This window comes from Achromobacter sp. ACRQX (assembly GCF_022346505.1).
Lineage (GTDB): Bacteria > Pseudomonadota > Gammaproteobacteria > Burkholderiales > Burkholderiaceae_B > Achromobacter > Achromobacter animicus.
Genome location: NZ_JAKRML010000001.1, coordinates 130,972 through 155,631, shown reverse-complemented (window position 1 = coordinate 155,631; position 24,660 = coordinate 130,972). Strand labels below are relative to the sequence as shown.

General features: G+C 66.8%; 25 protein-coding genes. 12 read left to right on the top strand and 13 right to left on the bottom strand.

Annotation, left to right across the window (positions count from 1 at the left end; translation table 11 throughout):
- Positions 1 to 7 precede the first annotated feature (7 nt).
- The 5 genes from MHZ91_RS00680 to MHZ91_RS00660 all read left to right on the top strand — a co-directional run bounded on the left by MHZ91_RS00680 (position 8) and on the right by MHZ91_RS00660 (position 6,452).
- Complete coding sequence (locus tag MHZ91_RS00680; RefSeq protein ID WP_370647764.1) at positions 8 to 805, top strand: enoyl-CoA hydratase/isomerase family protein; 798 nt, start codon at positions 8 to 10, stop codon at positions 803 to 805.
- A 10-nt stretch (positions 806 to 815) separates the two neighbouring features.
- Positions 816 to 2,039, top strand: coding sequence for a CaiB/BaiF CoA-transferase family protein (locus MHZ91_RS00675; protein ID WP_218342864.1), 1,224 nt, complete (start codon positions 816 to 818; stop codon positions 2,037 to 2,039).
- Positions 2,036 to 4,399, top strand: coding sequence for an acyl-CoA dehydrogenase (locus MHZ91_RS00670; protein ID WP_239211376.1), 2,364 nt, complete (start codon positions 2,036 to 2,038; stop codon positions 4,397 to 4,399). Before MHZ91_RS00675 ends, MHZ91_RS00670 begins: the two co-directional genes overlap by 4 nt.
- 46 nt (positions 4,400 to 4,445) lie before the next feature.
- Entirely contained in the window at positions 4,446 to 5,420 is a 975-nt protein-coding gene (locus MHZ91_RS00665) for a tripartite tricarboxylate transporter substrate binding protein (RefSeq protein ID WP_239211374.1), read from the top strand.
- Positions 5,421 to 5,489: 69 nt separating this feature from the next.
- A complete protein-coding gene (locus MHZ91_RS00660; protein WP_175122457.1) occupies positions 5,490 to 6,452 on the top strand; it encodes a LysR family transcriptional regulator in 963 nt (320 codons plus the stop codon).
- Positions 6,453 to 6,474: 22 nt separating this feature from the next.
- Here MHZ91_RS00660 and MHZ91_RS00655 read toward each other — a convergent pair whose 3' ends face one another.
- From MHZ91_RS00655 to MHZ91_RS00620, 8 genes are all read right to left on the bottom strand, one after another.
- Positions 6,475 to 7,398, bottom strand: a complete 924-nt coding sequence (locus MHZ91_RS00655) for an amidohydrolase (protein WP_239211372.1) — start codon at positions 7,396 to 7,398, stop codon at positions 6,475 to 6,477.
- A complete protein-coding gene (locus MHZ91_RS00650; protein ID WP_239211955.1) occupies positions 7,395 to 8,006 on the bottom strand; it encodes a carboxymuconolactone decarboxylase family protein in 612 nt (203 codons plus the stop codon). The genes MHZ91_RS00655 and MHZ91_RS00650 overlap by 4 nt, the downstream gene beginning before the upstream one ends.
- A gap of 13 nt (positions 8,007 to 8,019) precedes the next feature.
- On the bottom strand, positions 8,020 to 8,634 hold the full coding sequence (locus tag MHZ91_RS00645) for a glutathione S-transferase family protein (protein WP_239211365.1): 615 nt from the start codon (positions 8,632 to 8,634) through the stop codon (positions 8,020 to 8,022).
- 37 nt (positions 8,635 to 8,671) lie between these two features.
- Positions 8,672 to 9,316 carry a flavin reductase family protein gene (locus MHZ91_RS00640; RefSeq protein WP_239211362.1) on the bottom strand — a complete coding sequence of 215 codons (645 nt, stop codon included), beginning with the start codon at positions 9,314 to 9,316 and terminating at the stop codon, positions 8,672 to 8,674.
- Positions 9,317 to 9,353: 37 nt separating this feature from the next.
- A complete protein-coding gene (locus MHZ91_RS00635) occupies positions 9,354 to 10,313 on the bottom strand; it encodes a tripartite tricarboxylate transporter substrate binding protein (protein ID WP_239211952.1) in 960 nt (319 codons plus the stop codon).
- Positions 10,314 to 10,367: 54 nt separating this feature from the next.
- Entirely contained in the window at positions 10,368 to 11,348 is a 981-nt protein-coding gene (locus MHZ91_RS00630; protein WP_175184697.1) for a tripartite tricarboxylate transporter substrate binding protein, read from the bottom strand.
- Positions 11,349 to 11,489: 141 nt separating this feature from the next.
- The gene (locus tag MHZ91_RS00625) at positions 11,490 to 11,963 is read right to left on the bottom strand and encodes a thioredoxin family protein (RefSeq protein WP_370647770.1); all 474 of its coding nucleotides are present in this window, start codon (positions 11,961 to 11,963) and stop codon (positions 11,490 to 11,492) included.
- A 71-nt stretch (positions 11,964 to 12,034) separates the two neighbouring features.
- Positions 12,035 to 12,721, bottom strand: a complete 687-nt coding sequence (locus tag MHZ91_RS00620; RefSeq protein ID WP_105240645.1) for a cytochrome c biogenesis CcdA family protein — start codon at positions 12,719 to 12,721, stop codon at positions 12,035 to 12,037.
- A 173-nt stretch (positions 12,722 to 12,894) separates the two neighbouring features.
- Between MHZ91_RS00620 and MHZ91_RS28220 the strand changes: the two genes are divergently transcribed.
- The 3 genes from MHZ91_RS28220 (at position 12,895) to MHZ91_RS00610 (ending at position 15,157) form a co-directional block, all read left to right on the top strand.
- On the top strand, positions 12,895 to 13,026 hold the full coding sequence (locus MHZ91_RS28220) for a hypothetical protein (protein WP_255595163.1): 132 nt from the start codon (positions 12,895 to 12,897) through the stop codon (positions 13,024 to 13,026).
- 68 nt (positions 13,027 to 13,094) lie between these two features.
- Positions 13,095 to 13,835, top strand: coding sequence for a response regulator (locus MHZ91_RS00615; protein ID WP_175122450.1), 741 nt, complete (start codon positions 13,095 to 13,097; stop codon positions 13,833 to 13,835).
- The gene (locus tag MHZ91_RS00610) at positions 13,832 to 15,157 is read left to right on the top strand and encodes an ATP-binding protein (protein ID WP_239211357.1); all 1,326 of its coding nucleotides are present in this window, start codon (positions 13,832 to 13,834) and stop codon (positions 15,155 to 15,157) included. The genes MHZ91_RS00615 and MHZ91_RS00610 overlap by 4 nt, the downstream gene beginning before the upstream one ends.
- A gap of 9 nt (positions 15,158 to 15,166) precedes the next feature.
- Here MHZ91_RS00610 and MHZ91_RS00605 read toward each other — a convergent pair whose 3' ends face one another.
- Positions 15,167 to 15,913, bottom strand: coding sequence for a 5'-methylthioadenosine/adenosylhomocysteine nucleosidase (locus tag MHZ91_RS00605; protein ID WP_239211354.1), 747 nt, complete (start codon positions 15,911 to 15,913; stop codon positions 15,167 to 15,169).
- 264 nt (positions 15,914 to 16,177) lie between these two features.
- Here MHZ91_RS00605 and MHZ91_RS00600 point away from each other — a divergent pair, with 264 nt between their 5' ends.
- Both MHZ91_RS00600 and MHZ91_RS00595 read left to right on the top strand, forming a co-directional pair.
- On the top strand, positions 16,178 to 16,603 hold the full coding sequence (locus tag MHZ91_RS00600; RefSeq protein WP_175122447.1) for an organic hydroperoxide resistance protein: 426 nt from the start codon (positions 16,178 to 16,180) through the stop codon (positions 16,601 to 16,603).
- Between the two features lie 317 nt (positions 16,604 to 16,920).
- Entirely contained in the window at positions 16,921 to 17,958 is a 1,038-nt protein-coding gene (locus MHZ91_RS00595) for a DUF2235 domain-containing protein (protein WP_239211350.1), read from the top strand.
- Positions 17,959 to 17,985: 27 nt separating this feature from the next.
- On the opposite strand, the gene MHZ91_RS00590 is transcribed toward MHZ91_RS00595, so the two are convergent.
- The 3 genes from MHZ91_RS00590 to MHZ91_RS00580 form a co-directional block, all read right to left on the bottom strand.
- The gene (locus MHZ91_RS00590) at positions 17,986 to 18,267 is read right to left on the bottom strand and encodes a helix-turn-helix domain-containing protein (protein WP_175137843.1); all 282 of its coding nucleotides are present in this window, start codon (positions 18,265 to 18,267) and stop codon (positions 17,986 to 17,988) included.
- The gene (locus MHZ91_RS00585) at positions 18,264 to 18,593 is read right to left on the bottom strand and encodes a type II toxin-antitoxin system RelE/ParE family toxin (RefSeq protein WP_239211347.1); all 330 of its coding nucleotides are present in this window, start codon (positions 18,591 to 18,593) and stop codon (positions 18,264 to 18,266) included. The genes MHZ91_RS00590 and MHZ91_RS00585 overlap by 4 nt, the downstream gene beginning before the upstream one ends.
- Before the next feature lie 199 nt (positions 18,594 to 18,792).
- Entirely contained in the window at positions 18,793 to 19,635 is an 843-nt protein-coding gene (locus tag MHZ91_RS00580; protein WP_239211345.1) for an IclR family transcriptional regulator, read from the bottom strand.
- Between the two features lie 160 nt (positions 19,636 to 19,795).
- On the opposite strand from MHZ91_RS00580, the gene MHZ91_RS00575 reads away from it, so the two are divergent.
- Entirely contained in the window at positions 19,796 to 20,785 is a 990-nt protein-coding gene (locus MHZ91_RS00575; RefSeq protein ID WP_370647763.1) for a Bug family tripartite tricarboxylate transporter substrate binding protein, read from the top strand.
- A 117-nt stretch (positions 20,786 to 20,902) separates the two neighbouring features.
- On the top strand, positions 20,903 to 23,254 hold the full coding sequence (locus tag MHZ91_RS00570) for a cytochrome P450/oxidoreductase (protein ID WP_239211341.1): 2,352 nt from the start codon (positions 20,903 to 20,905) through the stop codon (positions 23,252 to 23,254).
- A gap of 75 nt (positions 23,255 to 23,329) precedes the next feature.
- On the opposite strand, the gene MHZ91_RS00565 is transcribed toward MHZ91_RS00570, so the two are convergent.
- On the bottom strand, positions 23,330 to 24,634 hold the full coding sequence (locus MHZ91_RS00565; protein ID WP_239211339.1) for an ABC transporter substrate-binding protein: 1,305 nt from the start codon (positions 24,632 to 24,634) through the stop codon (positions 23,330 to 23,332).
- Positions 24,635 to 24,660 lie beyond the last annotated feature (26 nt).

Below are 24,660 nucleotides of genomic sequence, written 5' to 3'. Positions count from 1 at the left end.
GAGAGACATGAGCATGCCGGAGAACCTGGCTGGCCCCTACCGCGCGCTGGACGTCACGATCACCGACGGGGTCGCCACCATCCTGCTGGCCAATCCGCCCGTGAACGCGCTCAGCACCGACATGATGAACGAGCTGTCGTGGGTGCTGGACCGCATTTCGGAGACGCCCGAGGTGCGGGCGGTGGTGCTGTCGGGCCAGGGCAAGATCTTCTGCGCCGGCGCCGACCTGAAGAGCCGCGGCGAGACGATCAAGGGGCCGGGCGACCTGCCGCAGCATTCACGCCGCACGCGGGAGTGCTTTCATGCCATCCGTGAATGCGCCAAGCCCGTGGTGGGCGCGATCAACGGCGCGGCGCTGGGTGCGGGGCTGGCCATCGTGGCCTCTTGCGACATCCTGATCGCCGCGTCCACCGCCGTCGTGGGACTGCCGGAGATCAATGTCGGGCTGCTGGGCGGGGGCCGCCATGGCATGCGGCTCTTCGGCCACTCCCGCCTGCGCCGGATGATGCTGACCGGCCTGCGCGTCGACGGCGACGAGCTTTATCGCCTGGGCATCGTCGAAGCCGCCGTGCCCGCCGATGCGTTGATGGACCGCGCCATGGAACTGGCGCGCGAGCTGGCCTCCAAGAGTCCGCTGGCGACCGTGCTGGCCAAGCAGACCCTCAACGCCATCGAAGACATGAGCCTGCGCGACGGCTACCGCTACGAACAGGACATGACGGCGGCCATCGCCAAGACCGAGGACGCGCGGGAGGCGCGCCGCGCGTTCCTGGAAAAGCGCGCGCCGGTGTTCCAGGGCAAATAAGGGAGCCGACATGACCAGTGCATTGGAAGGCGTGAAGGTCCTGGACCTGAGCCGGGTTTTTTCCGGGCCGTGGGCCGCGCAGATGCTGGCCGACTTCGGCGCCGAGGTCATCAAGGTGGAGCGCCCCGGCCGCGGCGACGACGTGCGGCACCAGGGCTATCCCATGCCAGACCGCGACGGCAAGCCCAGCCGGGAAACCTCGTCGTTCGTCGCGATGAACCGCGGCAAGAAATCCGTGACGCTCGATATCTCGCGGCCCGAAGGCCAGGCGCTGGTGCGCCAGCTTGCGCAGAAGGCCGACATCGTCATCGAAAACTTCAAGGCGGGCGACCTGAAGCGCTACGGACTGGACTACGCCTCGCTGTCGGCCCTGAACCCGCGGCTGGTGTATTGCTCCATCACCGGCTTCGGCCAGACCGGCCCCTACAGCCACCTGCCGGGCTACGATCCGATCTTCCAGTCCATGAGCGGGCTGATGAGCGTGACGGGTGTGCCGGACGGCGAGCCGGGCGCCGGGCCGGTCAAGGCGGGTTATTCCGTTTCCGACCTGACCGCGGGCTTCTACGCGGTGTCGGCCATTCTTGCCGCGCTGCGGCATCGCGACCAGATCTCCGGCGTGGGTCAGCACATCGACCTGGCGCTGCTGGACGCGCAGATCGCGGCCATCTCGCACATCGGCATGAACTATCTGGCCAGCGGTCAGCTGCCCGCCCGCATGGGTTCGGCCTCGCAGATCACCGCGCCGTTCCGCGCCTTCGAATGCCGGGACGGACACCTGATGGTCGCCGTGGGCAACGACTCGCAATTCCGCAGCTTCTGCCTGGTCATCGGTCTGCCCGCGCTCGCCGACGACCCACGCTTTGACACGAATCCCAAGCGCGCGGCGGCGCAGGCCGATCTGTCGCGGCTGATCGAGCCCGCGATGCTGGCGCGAACCGTCGCGGACTGGAACCAGGCCCTGGCGGCCGCCAACGTGCCCTGCGGCCCGATCTACACCATGGATCAAGTGTTCGAGGATCCGCAGGTGCGCCATCGGCAGGTGCTGGGCAGCGTGGAGCATCCCGCGCTCGGCAGCATGCCGATCGTCCGCAACCCGATTCACTTTTCCGCCACGCCGATCGCCGCCGGTCTGCCCCCGCCCATGCTGGGCGAGCACACGGCCGACATCCTGCGCGCCGAACTTGGCCTGTCCGCCGAAGCGATCGAGCGCCTGCATGCCGAGGGCATCGTATGAGCGCCGCCGACCACGAACTGATCGAGGAAATCCGCGACAGCGCGCGCGACTTCCTGCAACGCCGCGACCAGCGGCAGCGCAAGCGCCGCACCCCGGGCGGCGAGCGCGCGTACTGGCAGGAGATTGCCGCCGTCGGCTGGCTGGGCATGAGCGTGCCCGAAGCGCTGGGCGGTTTGGGACTGGGCTGGCACGCGATGGCCGCCGTGCTGGAAGAAGCGGGCCGCGCCCAGTTGCCCGAACCGCTTGTCGGGGCGGGTGTGCTGAGCACGGCGCTGCTGGCGCGCATCAATCCTGCGGGCGATGGCACCGTCCGAGACGCGTTGCTGCAAGCCTTGTGCGCCGGTGAAAAACGGGTTGGCCTCGCCTGGCAGGAAACCGAAGGACAGCTCGAAGCCGGCGAATCCGCCGGGGCGTTTGGCGTCACGGTCACCGCGCGCGAAGGCGCCTATGTGCTGAACGGCGAAAAGCGCCACGTCGTCCCCGGCGCGGACGTGGACGGCTGGCTCGTCACGGCCGATGGCGAAACGGGCTCTGCGCTGTTCTATCTGCCGGCCGGCACGCCCGGCGTCACGGTGCAGACGCACGAACGCGCGGATGGCTCACCGGCCTGCCATTTGACGATCGAGTCCGCGGTGGTTGGCGGCGAAGCGTTGCTGGCGCGCGAGGGCGTGCTGGACGCCGTTGACGAGGCGCTGGACTACGGCCGCCTGATGCAGTCCGCAGAACTCGTGGGCGTCGCGCGGCAGGTGCTGGCCGATTCAGTCGCCTACTTGAATACGCGCAAGCAGTTCGGCCAGACGCTCTCGTCATTCCAGGCGCTGCAGCACCGCCTGGTCGACGCGACCCTGCAGGTCGAGCTGGCGTCCAACAGTCTGCTGGACGCACTGAACGCCATTGCCGCGGCGCCGGACGACGTCAAGGCCCGCAAGGCGGCGGCCAGCCGGGTCAAGGCCCGAGCAGCGCGCGCCGGCATCGATGCGGCGCGGCTGGCCATCCAGCTGCACGGCGCCATCGGCTACACCGACGAATGCGACGTCAGCCTGTACTTCCGCAGCGCCCTGCACCTGGCCGCCTGGCTGGGCAACGCCACGGCGCATCGTCAGCGTTATGGCGTGCTGGCCGCTGACCCGGCGCCGGAGGCGGACGATACGGCAGAGGACGCACCGGAGGGCTCAACGCCAGGCCTGGACGCCATGGAGTTCCCGCGCGAGGCAGATTGGAACGCCATGCCGGAAGCGGCGTTCCGCAAGCTGCTGCGCCGCTTCTTCCGCGCGCATTACCCCGATCAACTGCGGCACGTGCCGTGGCGGCTGCATTGGGATGAGATCAAAGCGTGGTACTTCACCTTGTCGCGCCAGGGCTGGATCGCACCGTCGTGGCCGCGCGAGCATGGCGGCATGGCGCTGTCTCCCGCCCGGCAGATCGCGTTCATCGAAGAAGCCGAACGCTACGGCGTGGCGCGCGCGCCGGACCAGGGCCTGGTCATGCTGGGCCCCATCCTCATCCGCCACGGCACGGACGCGCAGCGCGCGCGGTTTCTGCCGGGCATCCTGTCCGGCGAGGCGGTGTGGGCGCAGGGCTACTCGGAACCCGACGCGGGATCGGATCTGGCCTCGCTGCGCTGCGAGGCGGTGATCGACGGCGACGAACTGGTCGTCACCGGCCAGAAGACCTGGTCCACGCTGGCGCAGGACGCGACGCACATGTTCATGCTGGTGCGCACCGACAAGACCGTCAAGAAGCAGGCAGGCATCAGTTTCCTGCTGGTCGATCTGAGCAGTCCGGGCGTCAGCCGCCGGCCGATCCGCACGCTGTCGGGTCACGAGGAGTTCTGCGAGGTCTTCTTCGACCAGGTCCGCGTGCCGCGCGGCAACGTGGTCGGCGAACTCAACGCGGGCTGGGGAATCGCCAAGGCCTTGCTCGGCTTCGAGCGTCTGTTCAGCGGCAGCCCCAAGCACGCAAGCCACGCCCTGCAACAGATCTTCAGTCTGGCGCGCCAGCGCGGCCTGCTGGCCGATCCGGCGTTCGCCGACCGGCTGGCCGAGTTGCGGCTGGACAGCGCCGACCTGACCGCGATGTACCGCGTGTTTGCGGACATGGCCAAAGCCGGACTTCCGCTGCCGCCGGAACTGTCGCTCCTGAAGATCTGGGCCACCGAAACCCACGAGCGGCTGGGCGCCCTGCTGATCCAGATCGCCGAAGAATATGGCGGCGCGGCAATGCGCCTGAGCTATGGCGGCAGCGGCGTGCAGGCGCTGGCGCCCTATACCAACGCCCTGGCGGCCACCATCTTCAGCGGCACCAACGAGATCCAGCGCAACATCTACGCCAAGCAGGTCCTGGGCCTGCAAGGCGCCTGACAACGACAACGCGCCGGCCCGAGCCGGCGCATCCGGAGAGAGACACATGAAGAAAGCAACCGCACTGACGGTGGCGGCAATGATCCTGGGCGGCGTCGCCGCCGCGCCCGCCGCGCCCGCAGCCCAGCCCTGGCCAAGCCAGCCGATCCGGCTGATCGTGCCCTACCCGCCCGGCGGCTCGGTGGACAACCTAGCGCGCCTGCTTGCGCCGTCTCTGGGCGAGCGCCTCGGGCAGACCATCGTCATCGAGAACAAGGCCGGCGCCAGCGGCACCATCGGTGTCGACGCCACCGTGCGCGCCACGCCCGACGGCAACACCTTCGGCTTCGGCGTGCCGGGCGCGATCACCGGTTTGCCTCACGTCATGAAGGTGCCGTACGACGTGTCCAAAATCCAATACGTGTCGCTGGTCGCGCGCATTCCGCAGGTCATCATGGTCAATCCGTCGTTGCCGGACACCACCCTGGCCGCTTTTGTCGACAGCGCCAAGAAGCAGCCCGGCAAATACAACTACGGCTCGGCCGGCAACGTGACGACGCCGCACCTGGGCGGCGAACTGCTCAAGCAGCAGACCGCCATCGACATCATGCATGTGCCCTACAAGGGCGCCGCGCCCGCAGTCACCGCGCTGCTGTCCAACGAGGTGCAGATGTTCCCCGGCGACGCGTCCGCCGCGCTGGGCTTCATCAAGGCGGGCAAGCTGCGCGCGCTGGCCGTGGCCAGCCCGGAACGCTTCGAGGGCCTGCCCGACGTACCCACCACCAAGGAGGCCGGCTTTCCCGGCATCATCGTGGAATCCAACTACGGCGTCATCGCGCCCACCGGCACGCCCAAGGACATCGTCGACAAGATGTCCGACGCGATCGCAAAATCCCTGGCCGACCCGGTCCTGCGGCAGAAGATGATCGACCAGGGCGCCATCCCCGTCGCGACCACGCCCGACGCATACCGAACGCTGATGGAGACGGAATCGAAGAAGTGGGGCGAGGTCATCAAGCGCGGCAAGCTTGGCCTGCAATAACGCCATGCCCGTGCGCTTTTGCCGTACGCTTATGCCGATTCCCACGACTGCCGACCTGCGCCATCGACCATGCCATCAGCAAAAGCCACGGGCCTGAGCCTGGACCTGACCGCCGACCTTCATAAATGGCGGGCCTTCCTGGCCATCGCGGAACTGGGCAGCATCACGCGCGCGGCGCTGTACCTGGACCAGGACCAGTCGGTGCTGAGCCGCCGCATCAATGCGCTCGAGCGCGAGTGCAATGCGCGGCTCTTCAACCGCACCGGGCGCGGCGTGAACCTGTCCGAAGTGGGCGAGCGCCTGTTCCCGCTGGTGCAGACGCTGCTGGGCGACGCCGAACGCCTGGAAATGGAACTGAACGGCGAGGCGCGCGAGCCTGCCGGCGAGGTCACGCTGGGACTGTTGCCTTCAACCGCGCACCCGCTCATCCGCAGGCTGTTTTCCCGGCTGCGCGAGCAATTCCCGAAGGTGCATCTCAAGATCCTGGAAGGCTCCAGCGGCCAGATCGAAGAATGGCTGACCGACAGCCGCGTGGACATCGCCATTCTTTATCGCTACGGCGACAAATGCCCGCCCGGCGAACAGGCGCTGGCCTCCGTGGACTCGTACCTGGTCGGCGCCGCGGGCGACGCGCGCACGCAGGCGGGCGAGATCACCTTCGACAAGCTCGATGGCCTGCCCTTCATCCTGCCGGGCGCGCCCAACGGCTTGCGCAACGCGCTCGACGGTCTGGCGCGGGCGCGCAAAATCGCCATCTCTCCGCTGATCGAGGCCGACTCCCTGCCGTTGATGAAGTCCATCGTCGAACACGAAAAGATGTACACCGTGCTGCCGCTGCACGCGGTATGGCAGGAGGTGCAGGAAGGCCGCCTCAGCATTGCCGCGCTGCGCGATCCGACGATGAGCCGCATCGTCTCCATGGCGTTCTCGCGCTCGAAGGGGCCGGGCCGCACGGTCATGGAGGTGGCCTCCCAGATCCAGACGCTGGTGCGCGAGATCGGCGGCGAAGGCGTCTGGCACGCCAGCCCGTAAACCCGGACCGGCGTGCCGGCGCTTACCTGAACCCGTACAGGCGCGCGGGGTTATCCACCCACACCTTCCTGCGCAACGCGTCGTTGCCCAGCCAATCGTGCGCCAGATCCACCAGCGCATCGGCCGACGGCGCCGCCGCGCCCATGCGGACAAAAGGCCAATCCGACCCCCACAGCACCTGGTCCGGATTGGCGCGGGTGAGGGCGTCGTGGATGCCGCGCGCGTTTTCGTAGTCAGGCGCGGCGCCCACCCGGCATACCGTCAGCTTCATCCAGATCCGTCCATCGGCCAGCAGGCCGTGCAGCATCTGGAAAACCGGGTCCTCGGCGCCGCGCGCGGGCACGAGGCTGCCCAGGTGGTCGATGACCAGCGGCAGATCCAGCTTGGCCAGTGCAGGCAGATGGCGCAGGTAGGTATCGCACGGCGCCCAAAGCTGCGCGTGCAGGCCGAACCGCTTCATGCGCGGCGCAAGCGCCGCCACCTGATCGAATCCCACGCTGCCGGCAAACAGGTTGCCCGCCGGATCGCGCGCCTCGACAAAGCGCAGGCCGCGCACGCCGCCGTCGTAAAGGGCCTGCAATTGCGCATCGGTGGCCGTGGGATCCGCCACGGCAATTCCGCGCAGGCGCTCTCCGCCCTGCGCCACGGCGGCCAGCAACGCGTCCGGATTCGTCCCGTAGGGCGCCGGTTGCACCAGCACGCCCCGCGCGGCGCCCAACGTGTCCAGCATGCGCAGATAGCGTTCGGCCGGCGCGTCCGGCGCGGCGTAGGACGACGGATGCTGCAATGGAAAGCGTTCGTAGGGCCCGAAGACGTGGCAATGCGTATCGCACGCCCCCGCCGGCAGCGTATGGCGGGGTGTCACGGGCATGCGCGGCGTCTCCACGCTGTCCGGCACGTAGGCGCGCGCCTGCGCGCCGGGGTTGGGATTGCCGGCGGCGCTCATGATGCGCTCCCGGCCAGCGGCGCCAGGCGGCTGAGCGCCGGCGCGCCATCCTGCGCCGGTGTATCCAGCGGCGGCGGAGCGTCGTCGGGCATCGGGATCTCGTGCGCGTTCAGCGTCATGGACACCATCGTGTAGTAGCCGATCACAGCGGTCAGTTCCACCACGCCAACGGCGGCCCAGCGCTCGACCGCCTGCGCATACAGGGCCGGTTCGACCTGCCCGGTCTCCTGGATCTGCCGCGCGAACTCATAGACGATTTCGTCGTCGCGGTTGTCGAATACCGGCGTCACGCGGGCCCGTATCGCGTCCAGCACGGCATCCGAGATGCCTGCGGCCCGGGCGGCTTGCGCATGGATATGCCACTCGATCTGGCTGTTCCAGCGGCGCGCCGTCACCACGATGGCAAGCTCGCTGACGCGGGGCGGCAGGCTGGTGCCAAAGCGCAGCAGTGCCCCCAGCGCCTGCCAGCGATCGGCCAGATCAGGATTGTGCAGCGCGGCGCGCAGGGGACCGACGAGGCGGCCGCGCGGACCGGAGACGATCTTCTCGTACACGCCCTTCTGCGCGTCGGTCATGGTGGCGGGATCGGGTAGCGGGATACGGCTCATCATCGTCCTCTGTTCACGGGGTTTCGTCGGGCTGCGTGCGCATCACGGACGGCCGCGCGGCAAATCGCGCATGCCAGGCCGCCAGCGCCGGGTGGCCGTCGCGCCAGGCGATGTCCGGGAAACGATAGTCCATGTACGACAGCGCGCAACCGATGGCGATCAGGCCCAGGTCGAAGCCGCTGGCCTGCAGCGCCGGCGCCTCGGCTTCCAGCGCGGCAAGCACCGCTCGGGTTTTCAGCGCAAAGGCGTCGAGCCACGCGGGCGTCTGGCGCGCGGCGGGCTTGTTGCGCTCCTGCCGGAACAACAGCAACGCGTCCAGGAAGCCGTCTCCCAGCGCCTGCCGGCGTTCGGCGAGCAGGCGCGCGCGGGGGTCGGCGGGCAACAGGCCCGCGCCGGTGAGCGCGTCCAGGTAGGCGCAGATGACGCGCGAGTCGTACAACGCCGTGCCGTCTTCCAGCACCAGCGTCGGCAGCTTGATGAGCGGGTTGTCCGGCACCAGATCCAGGTTGGGCTTGTCCATCGCGACCGGCGTGCGCACCAGCGCCACGCGGTCCTCGATGCCGGCCTCGTGAATGACGATCATCACCTTGCGCACGAAGGGCGATCGTGGCGACCAATGCAGTTTCATCGACAGGCTCCAAAAGGGTTCAAGGTCTGCGGGGCATTCAATGCCCCTGCGCGGGCCGCACGGCGGGATCGTTGGCCGCGTCGGGCGTGCGCATCTGAAATAGATCGCTGGTATGCGCGTACCAGCCCGCGCCGTGCATGCGGCCCAGCAGGCGCAGCGCGGGCGTGTCCACATAGAACTTGCCGGCATCGAGCAAGGCGTCGTCCCGCAGGTACAGCGCCACCACCCGCGCCAGCACGATCACGCGCTGCGGCGCCGCGTCCAGCACCTGCCAGACCTCGCATTCCAGCGCGGCCGGACTCTGCGCGATGCGCGGCGGCGCCACGATCAGGGACGGTTCGGTCGCCAATCCGGCGCGCGCCAGTTCGTCGATGCCGGCGTCGTAGTCCAGGCTGGTGTGATTCATCTGTTCGGCCAGCTCCGCAGACACCAGGTTGATCACGAACTGCCGCGTCTGCCGGATGTTGCGCGAGGTGTCCTTCAATTGCCCGCCGCGCGGTCCGATGCCCAGCGCGACGATGGGCGGGTCGCTGCTGACCACGTTGAAGAACGAGAACGGCGCGGCATTGCGCACGCCCGCTTCCGACTGGCTGACCACCCAGGCGATGGGCCGGGGCACGACCACGCTGGAGAGCAGCTTGAAGGCGTCGGCCGAGGCCAGCTTGCTGAAGTCGAAGTTCATGGTGCGGGCGCCTTTCGCGGCGCAGGAAAGTGGGGGGTCATTTGGCCAGCAGCCCCAGTGTGCCCAGCAGCCGCTGCATGTCGGCGCGGTCCTTCCGGACGTAGGCGCCGGCATCCTGGGGAGACAGCGCCATCAACTCTATCGCCTGGTCCTGCATGATGCGGCGGTAGTCGGGATCGTCGTTCACGCTTCGGACGGTGTCGCTCAGCTTCTGCACGATGTCCGGCGGCGTGCCGGCAGGCGCGGCCAGGCTGTACCAGGTGGCGGCCTGTGCCCCTTTCACGCCGGCCTCGTCCAGCGTGGGCACGTCGGGCAACAGCGGCGAGCGCTTGTCGGCCGCATACGCCAACGGCACCAGCCGGCCCTGGCGGATGAACGGCAGGCTGGCGGACAGGTTCAACATGGCCAGGTCGATCTGCCCGCCCACCGCATCGTTGATCGCGGGCGACGCGCCGGCATAGGGAATGTGATTGAGCTGCACGTGCGCGGCCTGCTGGAACAGTTCCGCGCCCAGGTGCGTGGCGCCTCCGACGCCCGCCGACCCGTAGCTGAGCTTGCCGGGTTCCGCCTTGGCGCGGGCGATCAGGTCGGGCACCGTTTTGATGCCGCGCGACGGATTGACGACCAGCATGATGGGCTGCACCGCCACCACCGAGCAGAACTCGAAGCCCTGGATGCCGTCGTATATCGTCTTCTGCATCAGCGGCGTTACGACGTGACCAGCCGACGTGCCGAGCAGCAGCGTGTAGCCGTCCGGCTTGGCGCGCGCCACGAAGCCCGTTCCGATGGATGCGCCGCCGCCCGGCTTGTTCTCGACCACGACAGGCTGGCCCAGGCGCTTTTCCAGCGCGCGCGCCAGGCTGCGCGCCACCACGTCGGCCGGACCGCCGGCGGCGTACGGATTGATCAACGTGATGGGATGGTCTGGGTACGCGGCGGCGGCCGGCGCAGACGCGAAGGACAGTGCGGCAGCCGCCGCCAGCAAAGCTCGGATCATCGAAGGCATGGTCGTTCCGTTGGTTGGAGATGCGATGGCCAGGCGGGCCGGCGCTCAGTCCGCGCGCGCGCCGGACGCGTCGATGATGCGCGCCCACTTCTGCGTGTCGGCGCGGATGCGTTCGGAGAATTCCTCGGGGGTGCTGTACGTGGTCTGAATGCCGTAGCCCGCCATGCGCTCGACCATCTGCGGCGCGGTCATCACGGTTTTGATGTCCGCGTTGAGCCGATCGATGATGGCGCGCGGCGTGCCCGCGGGCGCCAGCACGCCTGACCACAGGCTGACTTCGTAGTCCTCGAAACCCGGCGTCTCCGAGATCGACGGCACGTCGGGCAACGCCGCCAGGCGCTTGCGGCTCGTCACGCCCAAGGCCTTGACCTTGCCGTCCTTGACCTGCTCCACGAAATTGGACGAGGTGTCGATCATCATCGAGATGCGGCCGGCCATGAAGTCGTTGATCGCGCCGGACGTGCCCTTGTACGGAATGTGGCGGATATCCACGCCTGCGGTGGACTTGAACATCTCGCCGGCCAGATGGCTGGTCGTGCCGTTGCCCGAAGAACTGAAGGTCAGCTCGCCGGGCTGGCGGCGGGCAAGCTCGGCAAGCTCCGTCACGGAGTTCACCTTCAGCGCCGGGTTCACTACCAGCAGGTTGGCGGTCAGGTTGGTCAGCGAGACCGGCGCAAAGCTCTTTTGCGGGTCATAGCGCAGCTTGGCGTACAGCGACGGATTGATCGTCAGCACGCCCATCGTCGAATACAGCAGGGTGTAGCCGTCCGGCGCGGCGGTCGCCACCGCCTCGGCCCCGATCGAGCCGCCCGCCCCGCCCCGGTTTTCCACCACCACGGACTGGCCCAGCTTCTCGCCCAGCCCTTGCGCCAGCGCCCGAGCCATCAGGTCGGTGGCCCCGCCGGCCGGAAAGGGAACGACCAGCCGCAGGGGCCGGTCGGGATAGGAACCCGCGGCCCCAGCCGCGGAAAACAGACCCGCGCCGAGCAAAAGCCCGGCCGCGGTCAGCGCGCTAACGATCTTCATGCTGTCTCCAAACTTCGTTCTTGTGTTTGCAGCATGGTAGGCGCGGGGCGGGGCCGGGGCTATGCGCGGGATCGCATATCTGGTTTGCGCGGGGTTTGGCGGGGGGATTGGCCCGGGTTTCCTCCGGGCCTTGGTCCGGGCTCAGCCGGGTTGGGCCAACAGCCGCTGGATTTCCGCCTCGGTCTCCTTGTACCGGCCTTCGCCGAAGTGGCTATAGACCACCTTGCCCTGCTTGTCGATCAGGTACGCCGCGGGCCAATACTGGTTGCGGTAGGCGGTCCAGGTGGCGTAGCGGTTGTCCTGCGCGACCGGATACGTGATGCCGAAGCGTTGCAGCGCCTTTTCCACATTCGGGGTCGACCGTTCAAACGGAAACTCCGGCGTGTGCACACCCACGACGACCAGGCCCTGATCCTTGTACTTCTGATACCAGCTCGTGACGTACGGCAGCGTGCGGATGCAGTTGATGCAGGTGTAGGTCCAGAAATCCACCAGCACGACCTTGCCACGCAGCGATTCCATCGTCAGCGGCTCGCTGTTGAGCCAATTTTCGATGCCGGTGAATTCCGGGGCCGGGGGTGCGGCGGCCGGGGCGGCCTGCGCGGCGCCCTGCATCAGGCAGGCGCCGATCAGCGCGCCCAGGGCAATCTTCTTGAACGTGGCAAACATGGTTATCTCCTTGAGGGTCAGGCGAAGAGGTTGGTGATCCAGGCATAGGCCAGGACGTCGTACTGGAAGTAAATGGCGATGGCGGTCAGGACGAGCAGCACCCCAAAGCCCTGCTGCAAGCGCTGCGTGTAGCGCGACAGGCCGCGCACCCGGGTGGCGATGGCCTGCCCGCCGTAGGCGATCACCAGCATCGGGACGCCGGCGCCGATGGCGAACACCAGCAGCAGCGTGCTGGACTGCACGAGGTCCTGCGCCTTGGCCGCCAGCACCAGGATCGAGGCCAGCACCGGACCCGCGCACGGCGTCCACACGGCGCCCAGCGACAGACCCAGCACAAAGCCGCCCGCATTGCCGCTGCCCGTGCCGCCCGCCGCCGCCAGGCGCTGCAGGGGTCCACCGACCCGGGCAATCAGACGGTCGTAGGGCTCAGGCCAGATCCGTACCAGGCCGAACAGCGCCAGCAGGACGATCGAGGTCGAGCGCACGGCTTCATGCACGTGTTCATTCAGGTTGGAAATCAGGCTGAGGGCAATGCCCAGGCCGGCGAACGCCAGCACGAAGCCGGACACGACAAACAAGGGGCGCAGGCGGCCGGACCGTTCCAGCGAGGTGCCCAGCAGCACGGGCAACAGGGGCAGCACGCAGGGAGACGCAATGGTCAGCATGCCGGCAAGCAACGCGATGGGGGTGTTGATGAGGTCCATGGGGGTCGTCCTTTGGAAAGTGACCCCATTGCACCCGTGGCACGTATCCGGCATGTGCCGGATCGGCGGATTTTTTCAAGCGCGTGTATCCGCCGCCAGGGCGTATACAGTACGACACACTCCGCGGGCGCCCCGGCGCTATAAACCGATCACACCCCGCAACGGAGTCCCTCATGAAACGCTTTCTTGCCGTCCTGCTGCTGCTCTTTGGCGGCTTCACCGCCGAGGCCGCCAAGCCCTTCCAATGCCAGCTCATCTCCAACACCCGCCCGCGCCGCGATCCCCTGCCCCCGGGCGAGCGCTAGCCCTATAGAATTCCGGAACCCCGCCGGCGCGCCGGGCGCGCCATCACCCACCAAGAAGGCACCCGCAGATGGACCACATAGACCACGTCATGATCGTGGACGACGATCGCGAGATCCGCGAACTGGCCGGCGGCTTTCTGCGCAAGAACGGCCTGACCGTCACGCTGGCCGCCGACGGACGGCAGATGCGGCAACTGCTTGAGAACCTGACGGTCGATCTGATCGTGCTGGACATCATGATGCCCGGCGACGATGGCCTGGTGCTGTGCCGCGAACTGCGCAGCGGCAAGCACCGCCGCATCCCGATCCTGATGCTGACGGCGCGCAGCGACGACATGGACCGCGTACTGGGCCTGGAGATGGGCGCGGACGATTACCTGGTCAAGCCGTTCGTGGCGCGCGAGCTGCTGGCGCGCATCAAGGCCATCCTGCGCCGCACGCGCATGCTGCCGCCCAACTTTCAGGTGACCGAACCGGGCCGCGAGATCAGCTTTGGAAACTGGCGGCTGGACACCACGGCGCGGCACCTGCTGGACGCCGAAGGCACCATCGTGGCGCTCAGCGGCGCGGAGTACCGGCTGTTGCGCGTTTTTCTGGACCACCCGCAGCGCGTGCTGAACCGCGACCAGCTGCTGAACCTGACGCAGGGCCGCGACGCCGACTTCTTCGGTCGTTCGATCGACCTCCTGGTCAGCCGCCTGCGCCAGCGCCTGCGCGAAGATGCGCGCGAACCCCTCTACATCAAGACCGTGCGCAGCGAAGGCTATGTGTTTTCCGCGGCGGTGGAAGTCTCGGAAGGCGAACCGTGAGTGCCGCCGCGCCGCGCCGCCACGCCTGGCCCCGCACGCTGGTCGCGCGGCTGTTCCTGATCTTCGTGGCGGGGCTGATCCTGGCGTACGGCCTGTCGTTCGCCTCGCTGTTCTACGAACGCTACAGCGCCACCCGCAACATGATGCTGGGCGACCTGGAACGCGACGTCGCCATCGCCATGGACATCCTGGACCGCCTGCCCGCCGCCGAGCGCGCCGCCTGGCTGCCGCGCCTGTCCAGCAACAACCGCCAGTATCTGCTGGGCGACGGCAAGGCCGATCAGCCGCTGTCTCTGGACGCCGCGCGCACCGCCGCGCAGTCGATCGAGGCCGCGCTGGGGCCGGAGCGTCCCGTCACGGTCCGAGCCATGGCCGACGATCCGCGCCACATCCAGGCGCGTGTCGTGCTGTCCGATGGCCAGCCCGCGATTCTGGACATCGAACTGCTGCGGATGCGGCCGGCGCCGTGGCTGTTTGGCGTGCTGGGCGTGCAGTTGCTGCTGCTGGCCGGCTGTGCCTGGCTGGCCGTGCGACTGGCCGTGCGTCCGCTGACCCGCCTGGCCCGCGCCGCCGAGGAACTGGATCCCGACCACAAAAGCCCGCTGCTCGACGAGGCGGGCCCGGCCGAAGTCGCGCACGCCGCCGTCGCCTTCAATGCCATGCAGGACCGCATCGCCGCGCATCTGGCCGAGCGCATGCAGATGCTGGGCGCCATCTCGCACGACCTGCAGACGCCCATCACCCGCATGAAACTGCGCACGGAGTTCATGGATGCGTCCGCAGACCGGGACAAGCTGGCGCAGGATCTGAACGAAGTCGAGCGGCTGGTGCGCGAAGGCATCGACTATGCGCGCAGCGCCCACGGCAAGACCGAGCAGCCCGCGCGGATCGACCTGAATGCCTTTCTGGACAGTCTGGTTTGCGACTATCAGGACACGGGCAAGGACGTGTCCCTGTCGGGCGACGCCGTCCCGCCGCTGTTGACGCGTCCCCATGCCTTGCGGCGCATCCTGGGCAATCTCATCGACAACGCGCTGAAGTTCGCGGGCGCCGCCGAAGTGCGTGTGGCGGCGCGGGACGACGCGACGCTATCCATTCATGTGCTGGATCGCGGCCCTGGCATCCCTGCAGATGAACTGGACGCGGTGCTGCAACCGTTTTACCGGCTGGAAAGCTCTCGTAATCGGGACACGGGCGGGACGGGCCTTGGACTGGCCATTGCGCATCAGCTTGCACAGGCGCTGGGCGGCAGGCTGATCCTTTCCAACCGCGAAGGCGGCGGCCTGTCGGCGGAAGTCAGGATCGCGCCGCTGGCTGCGTAGCGTTGATCGTCAGGCGTCGCGCAGCGCGCCCGACTGCAGCAGCGGCTTCAGGATGCCGGCGGTGTACAGCCGCGCCAGGTTTACCAGGAAGTCCGTGAAGTCCGTCTTGGCCGCGTGATCGGCGCTGTCGGAGATCACGCGCATCACGGCAAACGGCACGCCGAACTCGTGACACACCTGCGCCATCGCCGCGCCTTCCATTTCCAGGCAAAGCGCGTCGGGCAGGCGTTGGCGCAGCTCGTGCGCCAGATCGTTGTCGTTGACGAAAATGTCGCCGGTCGCAATCAGGCCATGGTGAACGCGCGGCTGGGCGGCCGCGCCCGGTAAACCGCCCTTGGCCGCGAAGTCGCGTGCGCTATCCAGCAGCAACGCACTCAGCGCGGCATCGGCATCGAAGCGCTCGCGCCCCAGCAGCGGGATTTCGTGGCGGCCGAACAAGGGCCGCGCGTCCATGTCGTGCTGCATCAAGGCATCCGCCACGACGATATCGCCGACGCGCACCTGCGGATGCAGCCCGCCCGCCAGGCCCGTGAACAGCACGCGCGACACGCCGAACTCCTGGATGACGATGGACGCCGTCGCCCCCGCGGCCACCTTGCCGATACGGCTGAGCGCGATCACGCAGGGCGTGCCCCACAGCGTGCCCACCTGAAAATCGCGCATGGCGATGCGGCGCGTTTCGGCGCCGGGATCCATGGCCGCCAGCAGGTCGGCGATTTCTTCGTGCAGCGCGCCCAGGATGGCGAGACGTCCCATGATGTGTGCTTTTCCGTGATCGTTGCTTGATCGTTACTCGATCGTTGCTTTGATGCGGCCCGTGCCGCCAGCGCGCAACATACTCCAATGCCGCCGCGCCCGCCAATGACGGCGGTTTGTATCGCAGCGTATCCGGACCGGTGCTGGATACGCGGTGATGCCATCCCGCGCCGGCGCCGACACATGACCGATACAGCCGCTTGATGCAATGCAGGCTCTCAACCACAGGCACGGCCACGCCGCGCCGATCTTCCTGGAGTCATCATGGCCAAGCAACTCGAGCAGGTTCTCTACACCGCCCACACCCACACCACCGCCGGCCGCGAAGGCGCGGGACGCAGCAGCGACGGCGCGCTGGACGTCACGCTGAGCACACCCGGATCCGGCAAGCCCGGCACCAATCCCGAACAGCTTTTTGGCGTGGGCTACTCGGCCTGCTTCATGGGCGCGATCAAGCGCGCCGGCGCCACTCACAACATCACCGTGCCGCGCGATATCGCCATCGACGCCAGCGTGTCGCTGGGCAAGGTAGATAACGGCGCCAACTTCGCGCTCGGCGTCACGCTGGCCGTTTCGCTGCCGGGGTTGACCGGTGAGCAGAAGCAGTTGCTGGTTGAATCGGCGCACCAGTTGTGCCCTTATTCGCGCGCGATTCGCGACAACATCGATGTGCAATTCCAGATCGTCTGAAGCGGGGATTGTCCCTGTTTGCTACGGCGGCCTTCGGGCCGCTCTTTTTCTTGTCCTGGATACCATCCGCAAGCGCTTCGGATGGCTCCTGATGCCGTAGTAAAGGCGTACTCTTGAAAACGGTACGCCGCGCAGAATGCCGCCAGCACGCAATGTCGCGCCCGCGGGGCTAGGCAGAAAGGTGGTGTACGAACATGCAGCAGGGAAACCCCGCGCCCTGCCTTCGACACGCCGCGTGCTAGCTTGCCTCAGGCAGGCGTTGTCCCAGCCGGCAGCATAGGTATCGCAAGCCTTTATCTGTGTGTGGGGAGACGATCATGGTGAAGAACCTCGCCGTATTCTTCGACGGTACGTGGAACGAACCCAACGACCGCACCAACGTCTACGAGCTCTACAAAGCCGCGCCCGAGACCAGCACGCAGGAAACGCTCTACATCGAGGGCGTGGGGACACAAGGCCAGGGCCTGTGGTCCGCCATCGACAAATTCATGGGCGGCGCGTTCGGCGCAGGCCTGTCGGCCAACATCCGCGAAGGCTACCGCTGGCTCTGTCAGCGCCACGAGCCCGGCGATCGCATCTTTCTCTTCGGCTTCAGCCGCGGCGCCTACACCGCCCGCAGCCTGGCGGGCATGGTGCGTAAGTGCGGCTTGCTCAACGAACCCACCGAAAACAATGTCTCGGAAGCCTACGCGCTGTACCGCGACGACTGCACCCCATCGTCCCTGGAAGCCGCCGCCTTCCGCGACCGCTTCTCCCGCGACACCGACCTGCACTTTGTCGGCGTCTGGGACACCGTCGGCAGCCTTGGCATCCCGGTTGGCGGCGTGTCGTTTCCCGGCTTCTCCAGCTTCTACAACTTCCACGACACGGAACTGAGCAACCACGTCCTGAACGCCTACCACGCCATCGCCACCAACGAATACCGCGAGCCGTACTTTCCCACGCTATGGACTCGTCGCGCGGGTTCACCGCCACGGCCGGCGCACCTGCCCGTCGAACAGCGCTGGTTCATCGGCGCGCATTCCGATGTGGGCGGCGGATATCAGGATGGGAGCTTGCAGACGCTGCCGGCGGCATGGCTGCAGGAAAAGGCGCGGCAGGCGGGCCTGGAGACAGGGACGGTGCAGCGGATCTCGACCGATTATGAACAGTGCGAACCGCATGATTCGTACAAGGAGTTCACGGAGAAGGTGCCGATTCCGGTAAAGCGGCGGCCCAGGGTGTGGGATCGGGATACGGTGTTGAACCTGACGATCGATGACCGGTTGCTCGGGAGGTTCGAGCGGAACCAGGCGTTTTTGAAGGAGTATCCGGATTTCAGGGATGCGTTGGGGAAGTTGGAGGTGGGGCGGTAACGCCGGCTCCGCAAAACGAGAGGGTGTTCACGCAGCCTCGTGCAGGCGCATTTCCACACGCAAGCCGGCGGCCGCCGCCATGTTGACCAACGCATCCAGCCCAAACAGATTGATCTTGCCGCGCATCAGATCCGACACGCGAGGCTGCGTTACGCCGAACAGGCGGGCAGCCTGAGCCTGACTCATCCCCGACTGCGCAAGGTGACTCGTCAAAGCCATCATGAGGACGGAACGCAACTTCATGTTTTCCGCTTCCGACGGCGTGCTCTCGATTGCGTCCCACACGCTTTCGTATCGTTGCTTGCTCACGGTTTCAGCTCCTTCAACAAGTGCCGGTAACGCTTTGCGGCCAGATCCAGGTCAACCTTGCTGGATTTTTTCTGGAAGCAATGGAGCACATAGACCACCTCGGCAAATTTCGCGATGTAGAGAACGCGAAATGCGCCCGTCACGTCACGAATCCGTATCTCCCTGACTCCGGGTCCGACCGTACTCATCGGCTTCCAATCGTCAGGCTCCAATCCGCGCTGCACGCGATCGATTTGGTAACCGGCCTCACGCCGAGCCGAGAGCGGCAACGCGCGTAGATCGTCCAGCGCGCCGCCAACGAATTCAACCTCACGCGGCGCGTTCAAAGCGCAATTATACAAATTTTTGTATCAGGCGCGACCCTAGCGAATGGTTCGCCCTGCCCATCCAACTGGCGCCTCGCACCAACAACACTTGATTCGTCGAACATGTGTTCACCCATCCGCTAACCAGCGAACAATGTCGCAAGGAGCGACTTGGGTGTCGATGAGGATTGGTCTGAATCTGCAGGGCTTCTGCGCAGAATCACCCCGCCACATACCCCAACGCCACGCTGGCCGCCAGCGCCTCGCGCTTAACCGCGGCCACCACCGCCCCGCCCTCGGACACGTCGAATCCGCCCGTCGCGCCCAGCGCGGTCAATACCGCGCAGACCCGCCCAGTATGGTCATACAGCGGCGCCGACACGGCGCTGATGCCGCGCAGATTGGTGTCTTTCACGGTGGCGCATCCCGCCGCCCGCACGTCTCGCCGCAAGACGCCGATGGGATCGTCGCGATCCAGCAGCGCGCGCTGTTCGGCCGGTGCGCCGGCCAGTTCGGCTTCCGCCAGCGCCCGCACCGGCGCCTCATCCAGCAAACCAAGAAATGCGCGCCCCGTGGCCGACCACAGCATTGACAGGACCGAGCCGACGCGCACGTTCACGGTGACCGGCAGACCCGGTTCCTCGAAGCGCACGATGGTCGGGCCTTTGTTGCCCATGACGGCAATGAAGCACGTGACGGCCAGGCTTTCGCGCAGGCGCACGAGCGCGGGTTCGCCGATGCGTAGGGGGTCGGCCTGGCGCATGGCGGCTACCCCGACATAAAGCGCTTCCAGGCCCAGGTGATATTGCTGCGTCGCCACTTCCTGGTCGACCAGGCCTTCGGCGATGAGGCTCATCAGGTAGCGGTGGACCTTGGCGGGGCTTTCGCCGACGTGGGCCGCCAAGGCCGTGAGGCTGGCGCGGCCACCCAGGCGAGCGAGCCCTTTCAGCACAGACATGCCGGTCTCGGCGGCCTGGACCCGCTGACGTCGCTCGCGCGGCCGGGCGGCCGGATCCTGGTCGGATTCGAGGTCGGATTCAGGCGGCAAGGCGGCTTTGCTCATGGGGAAATACAGCTCCGGGGCAGACGCTCGCCGGCAAACGAGGGATCGAAAGCCTGGAGCGGCACTAAGGTTAACCCTTCTTCAAAAATTACGCATTGCGTATATGCTTTACGCAAATAAGGAATGCACTTTTGACATTCCACAACGAGGAGACTTGTCCATGCGCAGTGTTAAACACCACATCCTGGCCGGCCTGATGGCCCTGCCCCTGCTGGCTTGTGCCAGCGCGTCCGCGCAGCAGGCGGCGGCCGATTACCCGTCCAAGCCCGTGCGCTGGATCGTGCCGTACGCCGCGGGCGGCGGGTCGGATTTCCTGGCGCGCAGCATCGGGCAGGGATTGACGGGGCGCCTGCACCAGCCGGTGGTGATCGAGAACAAGCCGGGCGGCAACACGGCGATTGCGGCGTCGGAAACGGCGCGCGCCCCGGCCGACGGCTACACGATGCTGTCCGCCGACAACGGCACGCTGGTGTTCAACCCGGCCCTCTACAAGAAGCTGTCGTACGACCCGGCGAAGGATCTGGCGCCCGTCACGCTGATGGGACGGTTTCCGATGATCCTGGTGGTGGGTCCGGCCATGAAGGTCAACTCGGCCAAGGAATTCCTGGCGGAAGCCAAGGCGCGCAAGGAAGGCCTGGATTACGCGTCGGCCGGCGCGGGCAGCCCGCACCACCTGGCGATGGAATTGCTGAAGGTTGAAGCGGGTCTGACCCTGACGCACGTGCCCTACCGCGGCGCGTCACCCGCCCTGGCGGACGTGGCCGGCGGGCAGGTGCCCGCGATGATGGTGGATCTGGCCGCTGGCGCCGGCTTCATCAACGGCGGCAAGGTGAAGGCGCTGGCGGTCGCCAATCCGACCCGCCTGCCGCAACTGCCCGACGTGCCGACCTTTGCCGAAATCGGCCTGAAGAACGTGGAAGCCGCGGCGCAGGTTGGCGTGGTGGTGCCGGCCGCGACGCCCAAGCCCGTGATCGATGCGCTGAACAAGCAAGTGGTTGCGACCATCAATGACCCGGCCACGCGCCAGCGTCTGGTGGAGTTCGGCATAGAGCCGATCGGCAACACGCCTGCGCAGTACGCCGAGATGCTGACCGCCGAGCGCGCCCGCTGGCAGAAGCTGATCAAGGATCTGGACATCACGCTGGACTGAGGATCACGCTCACGGCATCACGCTGAACCCGCATCACCGGCCCGCCGCACATCGTATGCCGCGCACCAAACGCCGAACCCGCGGCGGGCCCGCAAGACGAACACACGGAACGACCTCATGAACCAAGCATCCGCTACCCCGCGCCCCTCGGGCTGTCCCATCGATCACGCCGCGTTGGCCGCGGCGCAGAGCCCGACGGGCTGTCCGGTCAGCGCGCGCGCCGCCGCGTTCGACCCCTTTGGCGACGGCTATCAGCAGGACCCGCCGGAATACGTGCGTTGGGCGCGCGAGCAAGAGCCGGTGTTCTACAGCCCGCAATTGGGTTACTGGGTCGTAACGCGCTACGACGACATCAAGGCGATCTTCCGCGACAACATCACCTTCAGCCCGTCCATCGCGCTGGAGAAGATCACGCCGACGGGGCCGGAGGCCAACGCGGTGCTGGCGTCGTACGGCTACGCCATGAATCGCACGCTGGTGAACGAGGACGAGCCCGCGCACATGCCGCGCCGCCGCGTGCTGATGGACCCGTTCACGCCTGAAGAATTGAAGCACCACGAACCGATGGTGCGACGCCTGACGCGCGACTACGTGGACCGCTTCATCGACGACGGCCGCGCCGATCTCGTGGACCAGATGCTGTGGGAAGTGCCGCTGACGGTGGCCCTGCACTTCCTGGGCGTGCCCGAAGAAGACATGGATCTGCTGCGCCAGTATTCCATCGCGCACACGGTGAACACCTGGGGCCGGCCCAAGCCGGAAGAACAGGTTGCCGTCGCCCACGCGGTCGGCAATTTCTGGCAGTTGGCCGGCAAGATCCTGGACAAGATGCGGCAGGATCCGTCCGGCCCCGGCTGGATGCAATACGGCCTGCGCAAGCAGCAGACCCATCCGGAGGTGGTCACCGACTCGTACCTGCATTCGATGATGATGGCCGGCATCGTGGCGGCGCACGAGACCACCGCCAACGCGTCGGCCAACGCAATCAAGCTGCTGCTGCAGCATCCCCAAGCCTGGCGCGAGATCTGCGAGGATCCGAACCTGATCCCGAACGCGGTCGAGGAATGCCTGCGGCACAACGGCTCGGTGGCTGCCTGGCGGCGGCTCGCGACGCGCGACGTGGAGATCGCGGGCGTGGCGATTCCGGCCGGCTCCAAGCTGCTGATCGTGACCTCGTCGGCCAACCATGACGAGGGCCAGTTTGAAGACGCCGACCTCTTCGACATCCGCCGCGAAAACGCCAGCGACCAGCTCACCTTCGGGTATGGCTCGCACCAGTGCATGGGCAAGAATCTGGCGCGCATGGAGATGCAGATCTTCCTGGAGGAGCTGACGCGCCGCCTGCCCCATCTGAAGCTGGCGGAACAGGCGTTTACGTATGTGCCGAACACTTCGTTCCGCGGCCCGGAACATCTCTGGGTCGAATGGGATCCGGCGCAGAATCCGGAACGTGCAAATCCTTCGCTGTTGGAGAACAGGCACCCCGTGCGCATTGGCGAGCCGTCCTCACACGCCATCACCCGGCCGGTCGTGGTGCACAGCGCAGAAACGGCGGCCGACGGCATCGTGCGGCTGCGCCTGGTGTCGCCGGACGGCAAGCCCCTGCCCCGCTGGTCGCCCGGATCGCACATCGACGTGGAATGCGGCAATACCGGCCTGTCGCGACAGTATTCGCTGTGCGGCGATCCGGCCGAGACCGGCGTCTTTGAAATTGCCGTGCTGCGCGAAGAAAATGGCCGCGGCGGTTCCGCCTGGATGCACGCGAACGCCACGCCCGGCGCGCGCCTGCGCATTCGTGGACCACGCAATCACTTCCGTCTGGACGAATCGGCTTCAAAACTCATCCTGATCGCGGGCGGCATCGGCATCACGCCCATCAGCGCCATGGCGCGGCGTGCGCGGGTGCTGGGGCTGGACTACGAACTGCATTACAGCGGGCGTTCGCGCGCTTGCATGGCGCTGGCGGACGAACTTGCCTCGCTGCACGGAGATCGCCTGCATCTGCACGTCAAGGACGAGGGCACTCGCGCGGACTATGCCGCCCTGCTCGCCGAGCCGCGCGCCGGCACGCAGGTCTATGCATGCGGTCCGCAGGGTCTGCTGGATGCGCTGGCCGGCTGCTGCGCGGCATGGCCGGAAGATACGCTGCGGGTGGAGCACTTCCATTCCACGCTGGGGACGCTGGACCCGTCGAAGGAACAGGCCTTTGAGGTGGTGCTGAAGGATTCGGGGATTGTCCTCAACGTGCCTGCGGACCAGACGCTGCTGACCGCATTGCGCGGCGCCAACATCGATGTGCAGAGCGATTGCGAGGAAGGGCTGTGCGGATCGTGCGAGGTGCGCGTGCTGGAAGGCGACATCGACCATCGCGACGTGGTGCTGACGCGCGCGGAACGCGAGGCGAACAACAAGATGATGGCCTGCTGCTCGCGATCGTGCGGGGGCAAGAAGGTGGTGCTGGAGCTGTAGCAAAAAAAAACGCCCCGGCGCGCACGCCGGGGCTATCCCTGCACCACACACTGCTGCTTGCCCTGTCCGTCCCGATCAGTTCGGGAACACCTTGATCTGGTCGCTCTTCAATACATCAGGCGTCAGGCTCTTTTCGATCCACGCCATCGACGTATCCGTCACCCCGGGCGTGACCAGTTCAGCCGGCACGATGGTGATGTCGGCCAGCACCTTGAACGGGTACTTGTCGCTCTTCTTGGTCACGCCGAACAGCTGCGCTTCCAACGCCTGGCCATCAGCGCGGTGCATCTGGATCTCGCGGCCATAGCCCTTGAAGCTGACGTCGTGCATCGCCGCCGCCACCTGTTCAGGCGTGGGCCAGTTGCCGCCGTTGTCCTTGATGGCCTTTTCGTAGCCGGCCTTCAGACCGTTGATGCCTTGCACCATGTGATAAACCGAGTAGATCGGATAGGCGCCGGTCTTGTCGTGGAATTTCTTCACGAAGGCCTGGTGCTTGGGATCGTCCTTGGTTTCCGGATGCAGGAAGTAATGGTCGCCACGCGCGCCGACCAGGACGCCTTCCGGCAGGGCGTTGCCCAGGCGTTCCAGCGAGCTTTCGGCCAGCGACAGCACGAAGGTGGAGTTCTTGAACAGGTTGCGTTGCGAGGCCTGGCGCACGAAGTTGTCCAAGTCGCCACCCCATGACGTGGAGACGATCACATCCGGGCGCAGCGCCTGCAGGCGGCTGATTTCGGTGGAGAAGTCGGCAGCGCCGAATTTGGGGAACATCTCGGCGACGACCTTGACGTCGGGCTTGAACTTCTTGAGCGCGGCCAGGAAGATGTCACGCGAATCACGGCCCCAGGCGTAGTCCTGGTTGACGATGGCGATGGTCTTGAAGTCGGGCTTCACCTTCATCAGGTAGAGCACCTGCGCGACCATCTCGGTGGTGGCGTTGGCCTGCGTGCGCACGACGTACTTGTATTTCTTGCCTTCCAGCGCCTTTTCCGTGCCGCAGTCCCACAGCACGTTCAGAACCTTCAGGTCCTCGGCCACGGGCGCGACGATGTTGCAGTGGCCGCTGGAAATGGCCGACAGCATCACGCGCGTGCCGCCTTCGGCCAGGCGCCGGTATTCGGACAGCAGCTTCTCGCCGCCGCCGCCTTCGTCAATGTAGCTGGGTACGATCTTCACGCCGTCGATGCCGCCGTTGGCATTGATCTCTTCGATCAGGATGTCGGCCGCGTCGCGGGCCGGCACCCCGAACACGGACGCCGAGCCCGACAGGAAGGTCGAGATGCCGACGTTCAGTTCCTTGGGCTTGTCGGCGGCGATGGCCAGCGTGGCCAGGCCCGACAGCAGGGTAGCGCCCAAGAGGGCCGCCAGTCTTGAGGTCTTCATGGTGTTGTCTCCAGTGTTGTTGATCG

Bases quoted from the DNA above. Each gene is read 5' to 3' on its own strand.
- MHZ91_RS00580 (WP_239211345.1), bottom strand. From the start codon at position 19,635: ATGAGCAAAGCCGCCTTGCCGCCTGAATCCGACCTCGAATCCGACCAG.
- MHZ91_RS00600 (WP_175122447.1), top strand. From the start codon at position 16,178: ATGGCCAAGCAACTCGAGCAGGTTCTCTACACCGCCCACACCCACACC.
- MHZ91_RS00675 (WP_218342864.1), top strand. From the start codon at position 816: ATGACCAGTGCATTGGAAGGCGTGAAGGTCCTGGACCTGAGCCGGGTT.
- MHZ91_RS00660 (WP_175122457.1), top strand. From the start codon at position 5,490: ATGCCATCAGCAAAAGCCACGGGCCTGAGCCTGGACCTGACCGCCGAC.
- MHZ91_RS00645 (WP_239211365.1), bottom strand. From the start codon at position 8,634: ATGAAACTGCATTGGTCGCCACGATCGCCCTTCGTGCGCAAGGTGATG.
- MHZ91_RS00635 (WP_239211952.1), bottom strand. From the start codon at position 10,313: ATGATCCGAGCTTTGCTGGCGGCGGCTGCCGCACTGTCCTTCGCGTCT.
- MHZ91_RS00565 (WP_239211339.1), bottom strand. From the start codon at position 24,634: ATGAAGACCTCAAGACTGGCGGCCCTCTTGGGCGCTACCCTGCTGTCG.
- MHZ91_RS00630 (WP_175184697.1), bottom strand. From the start codon at position 11,348: ATGAAGATCGTTAGCGCGCTGACCGCGGCCGGGCTTTTGCTCGGCGCG.
- MHZ91_RS00655 (WP_239211372.1), bottom strand. From the start codon at position 7,398: ATGAGCGCCGCCGGCAATCCCAACCCCGGCGCGCAGGCGCGCGCCTAC.
- MHZ91_RS28220 (WP_255595163.1), top strand. From the start codon at position 12,895: ATGAAACGCTTTCTTGCCGTCCTGCTGCTGCTCTTTGGCGGCTTCACC.
- MHZ91_RS00670 (WP_239211376.1), top strand. From the start codon at position 2,036: ATGAGCGCCGCCGACCACGAACTGATCGAGGAAATCCGCGACAGCGCG.
- MHZ91_RS00650 (WP_239211955.1), bottom strand. From the start codon at position 8,006: ATGAGCCGTATCCCGCTACCCGATCCCGCCACCATGACCGACGCGCAG.
- MHZ91_RS00620 (WP_105240645.1), bottom strand. From the start codon at position 12,721: ATGGACCTCATCAACACCCCCATCGCGTTGCTTGCCGGCATGCTGACC.
- MHZ91_RS00605 (WP_239211354.1), bottom strand. From the start codon at position 15,913: ATGGGACGTCTCGCCATCCTGGGCGCGCTGCACGAAGAAATCGCCGAC.
- MHZ91_RS00640 (WP_239211362.1), bottom strand. From the start codon at position 9,316: ATGAACTTCGACTTCAGCAAGCTGGCCTCGGCCGACGCCTTCAAGCTG.
- MHZ91_RS00665 (WP_239211374.1), top strand. From the start codon at position 4,446: ATGAAGAAAGCAACCGCACTGACGGTGGCGGCAATGATCCTGGGCGGC.
- MHZ91_RS00570 (WP_239211341.1), top strand. From the start codon at position 20,903: ATGAACCAAGCATCCGCTACCCCGCGCCCCTCGGGCTGTCCCATCGAT.
- MHZ91_RS00575 (WP_370647763.1), top strand. From the start codon at position 19,796: ATGCGCAGTGTTAAACACCACATCCTGGCCGGCCTGATGGCCCTGCCC.
- MHZ91_RS00615 (WP_175122450.1), top strand. From the start codon at position 13,095: ATGGACCACATAGACCACGTCATGATCGTGGACGACGATCGCGAGATC.
- MHZ91_RS00595 (WP_239211350.1), top strand. From the start codon at position 16,921: ATGGTGAAGAACCTCGCCGTATTCTTCGACGGTACGTGGAACGAACCC.
- MHZ91_RS00680 (WP_370647764.1), top strand. From the start codon at position 8: ATGAGCATGCCGGAGAACCTGGCTGGCCCCTACCGCGCGCTGGACGTC.
- MHZ91_RS00625 (WP_370647770.1), bottom strand. From the start codon at position 11,963: ATGCAGGGCGCCGCGCAGGCCGCCCCGGCCGCCGCACCCCCGGCCCCG.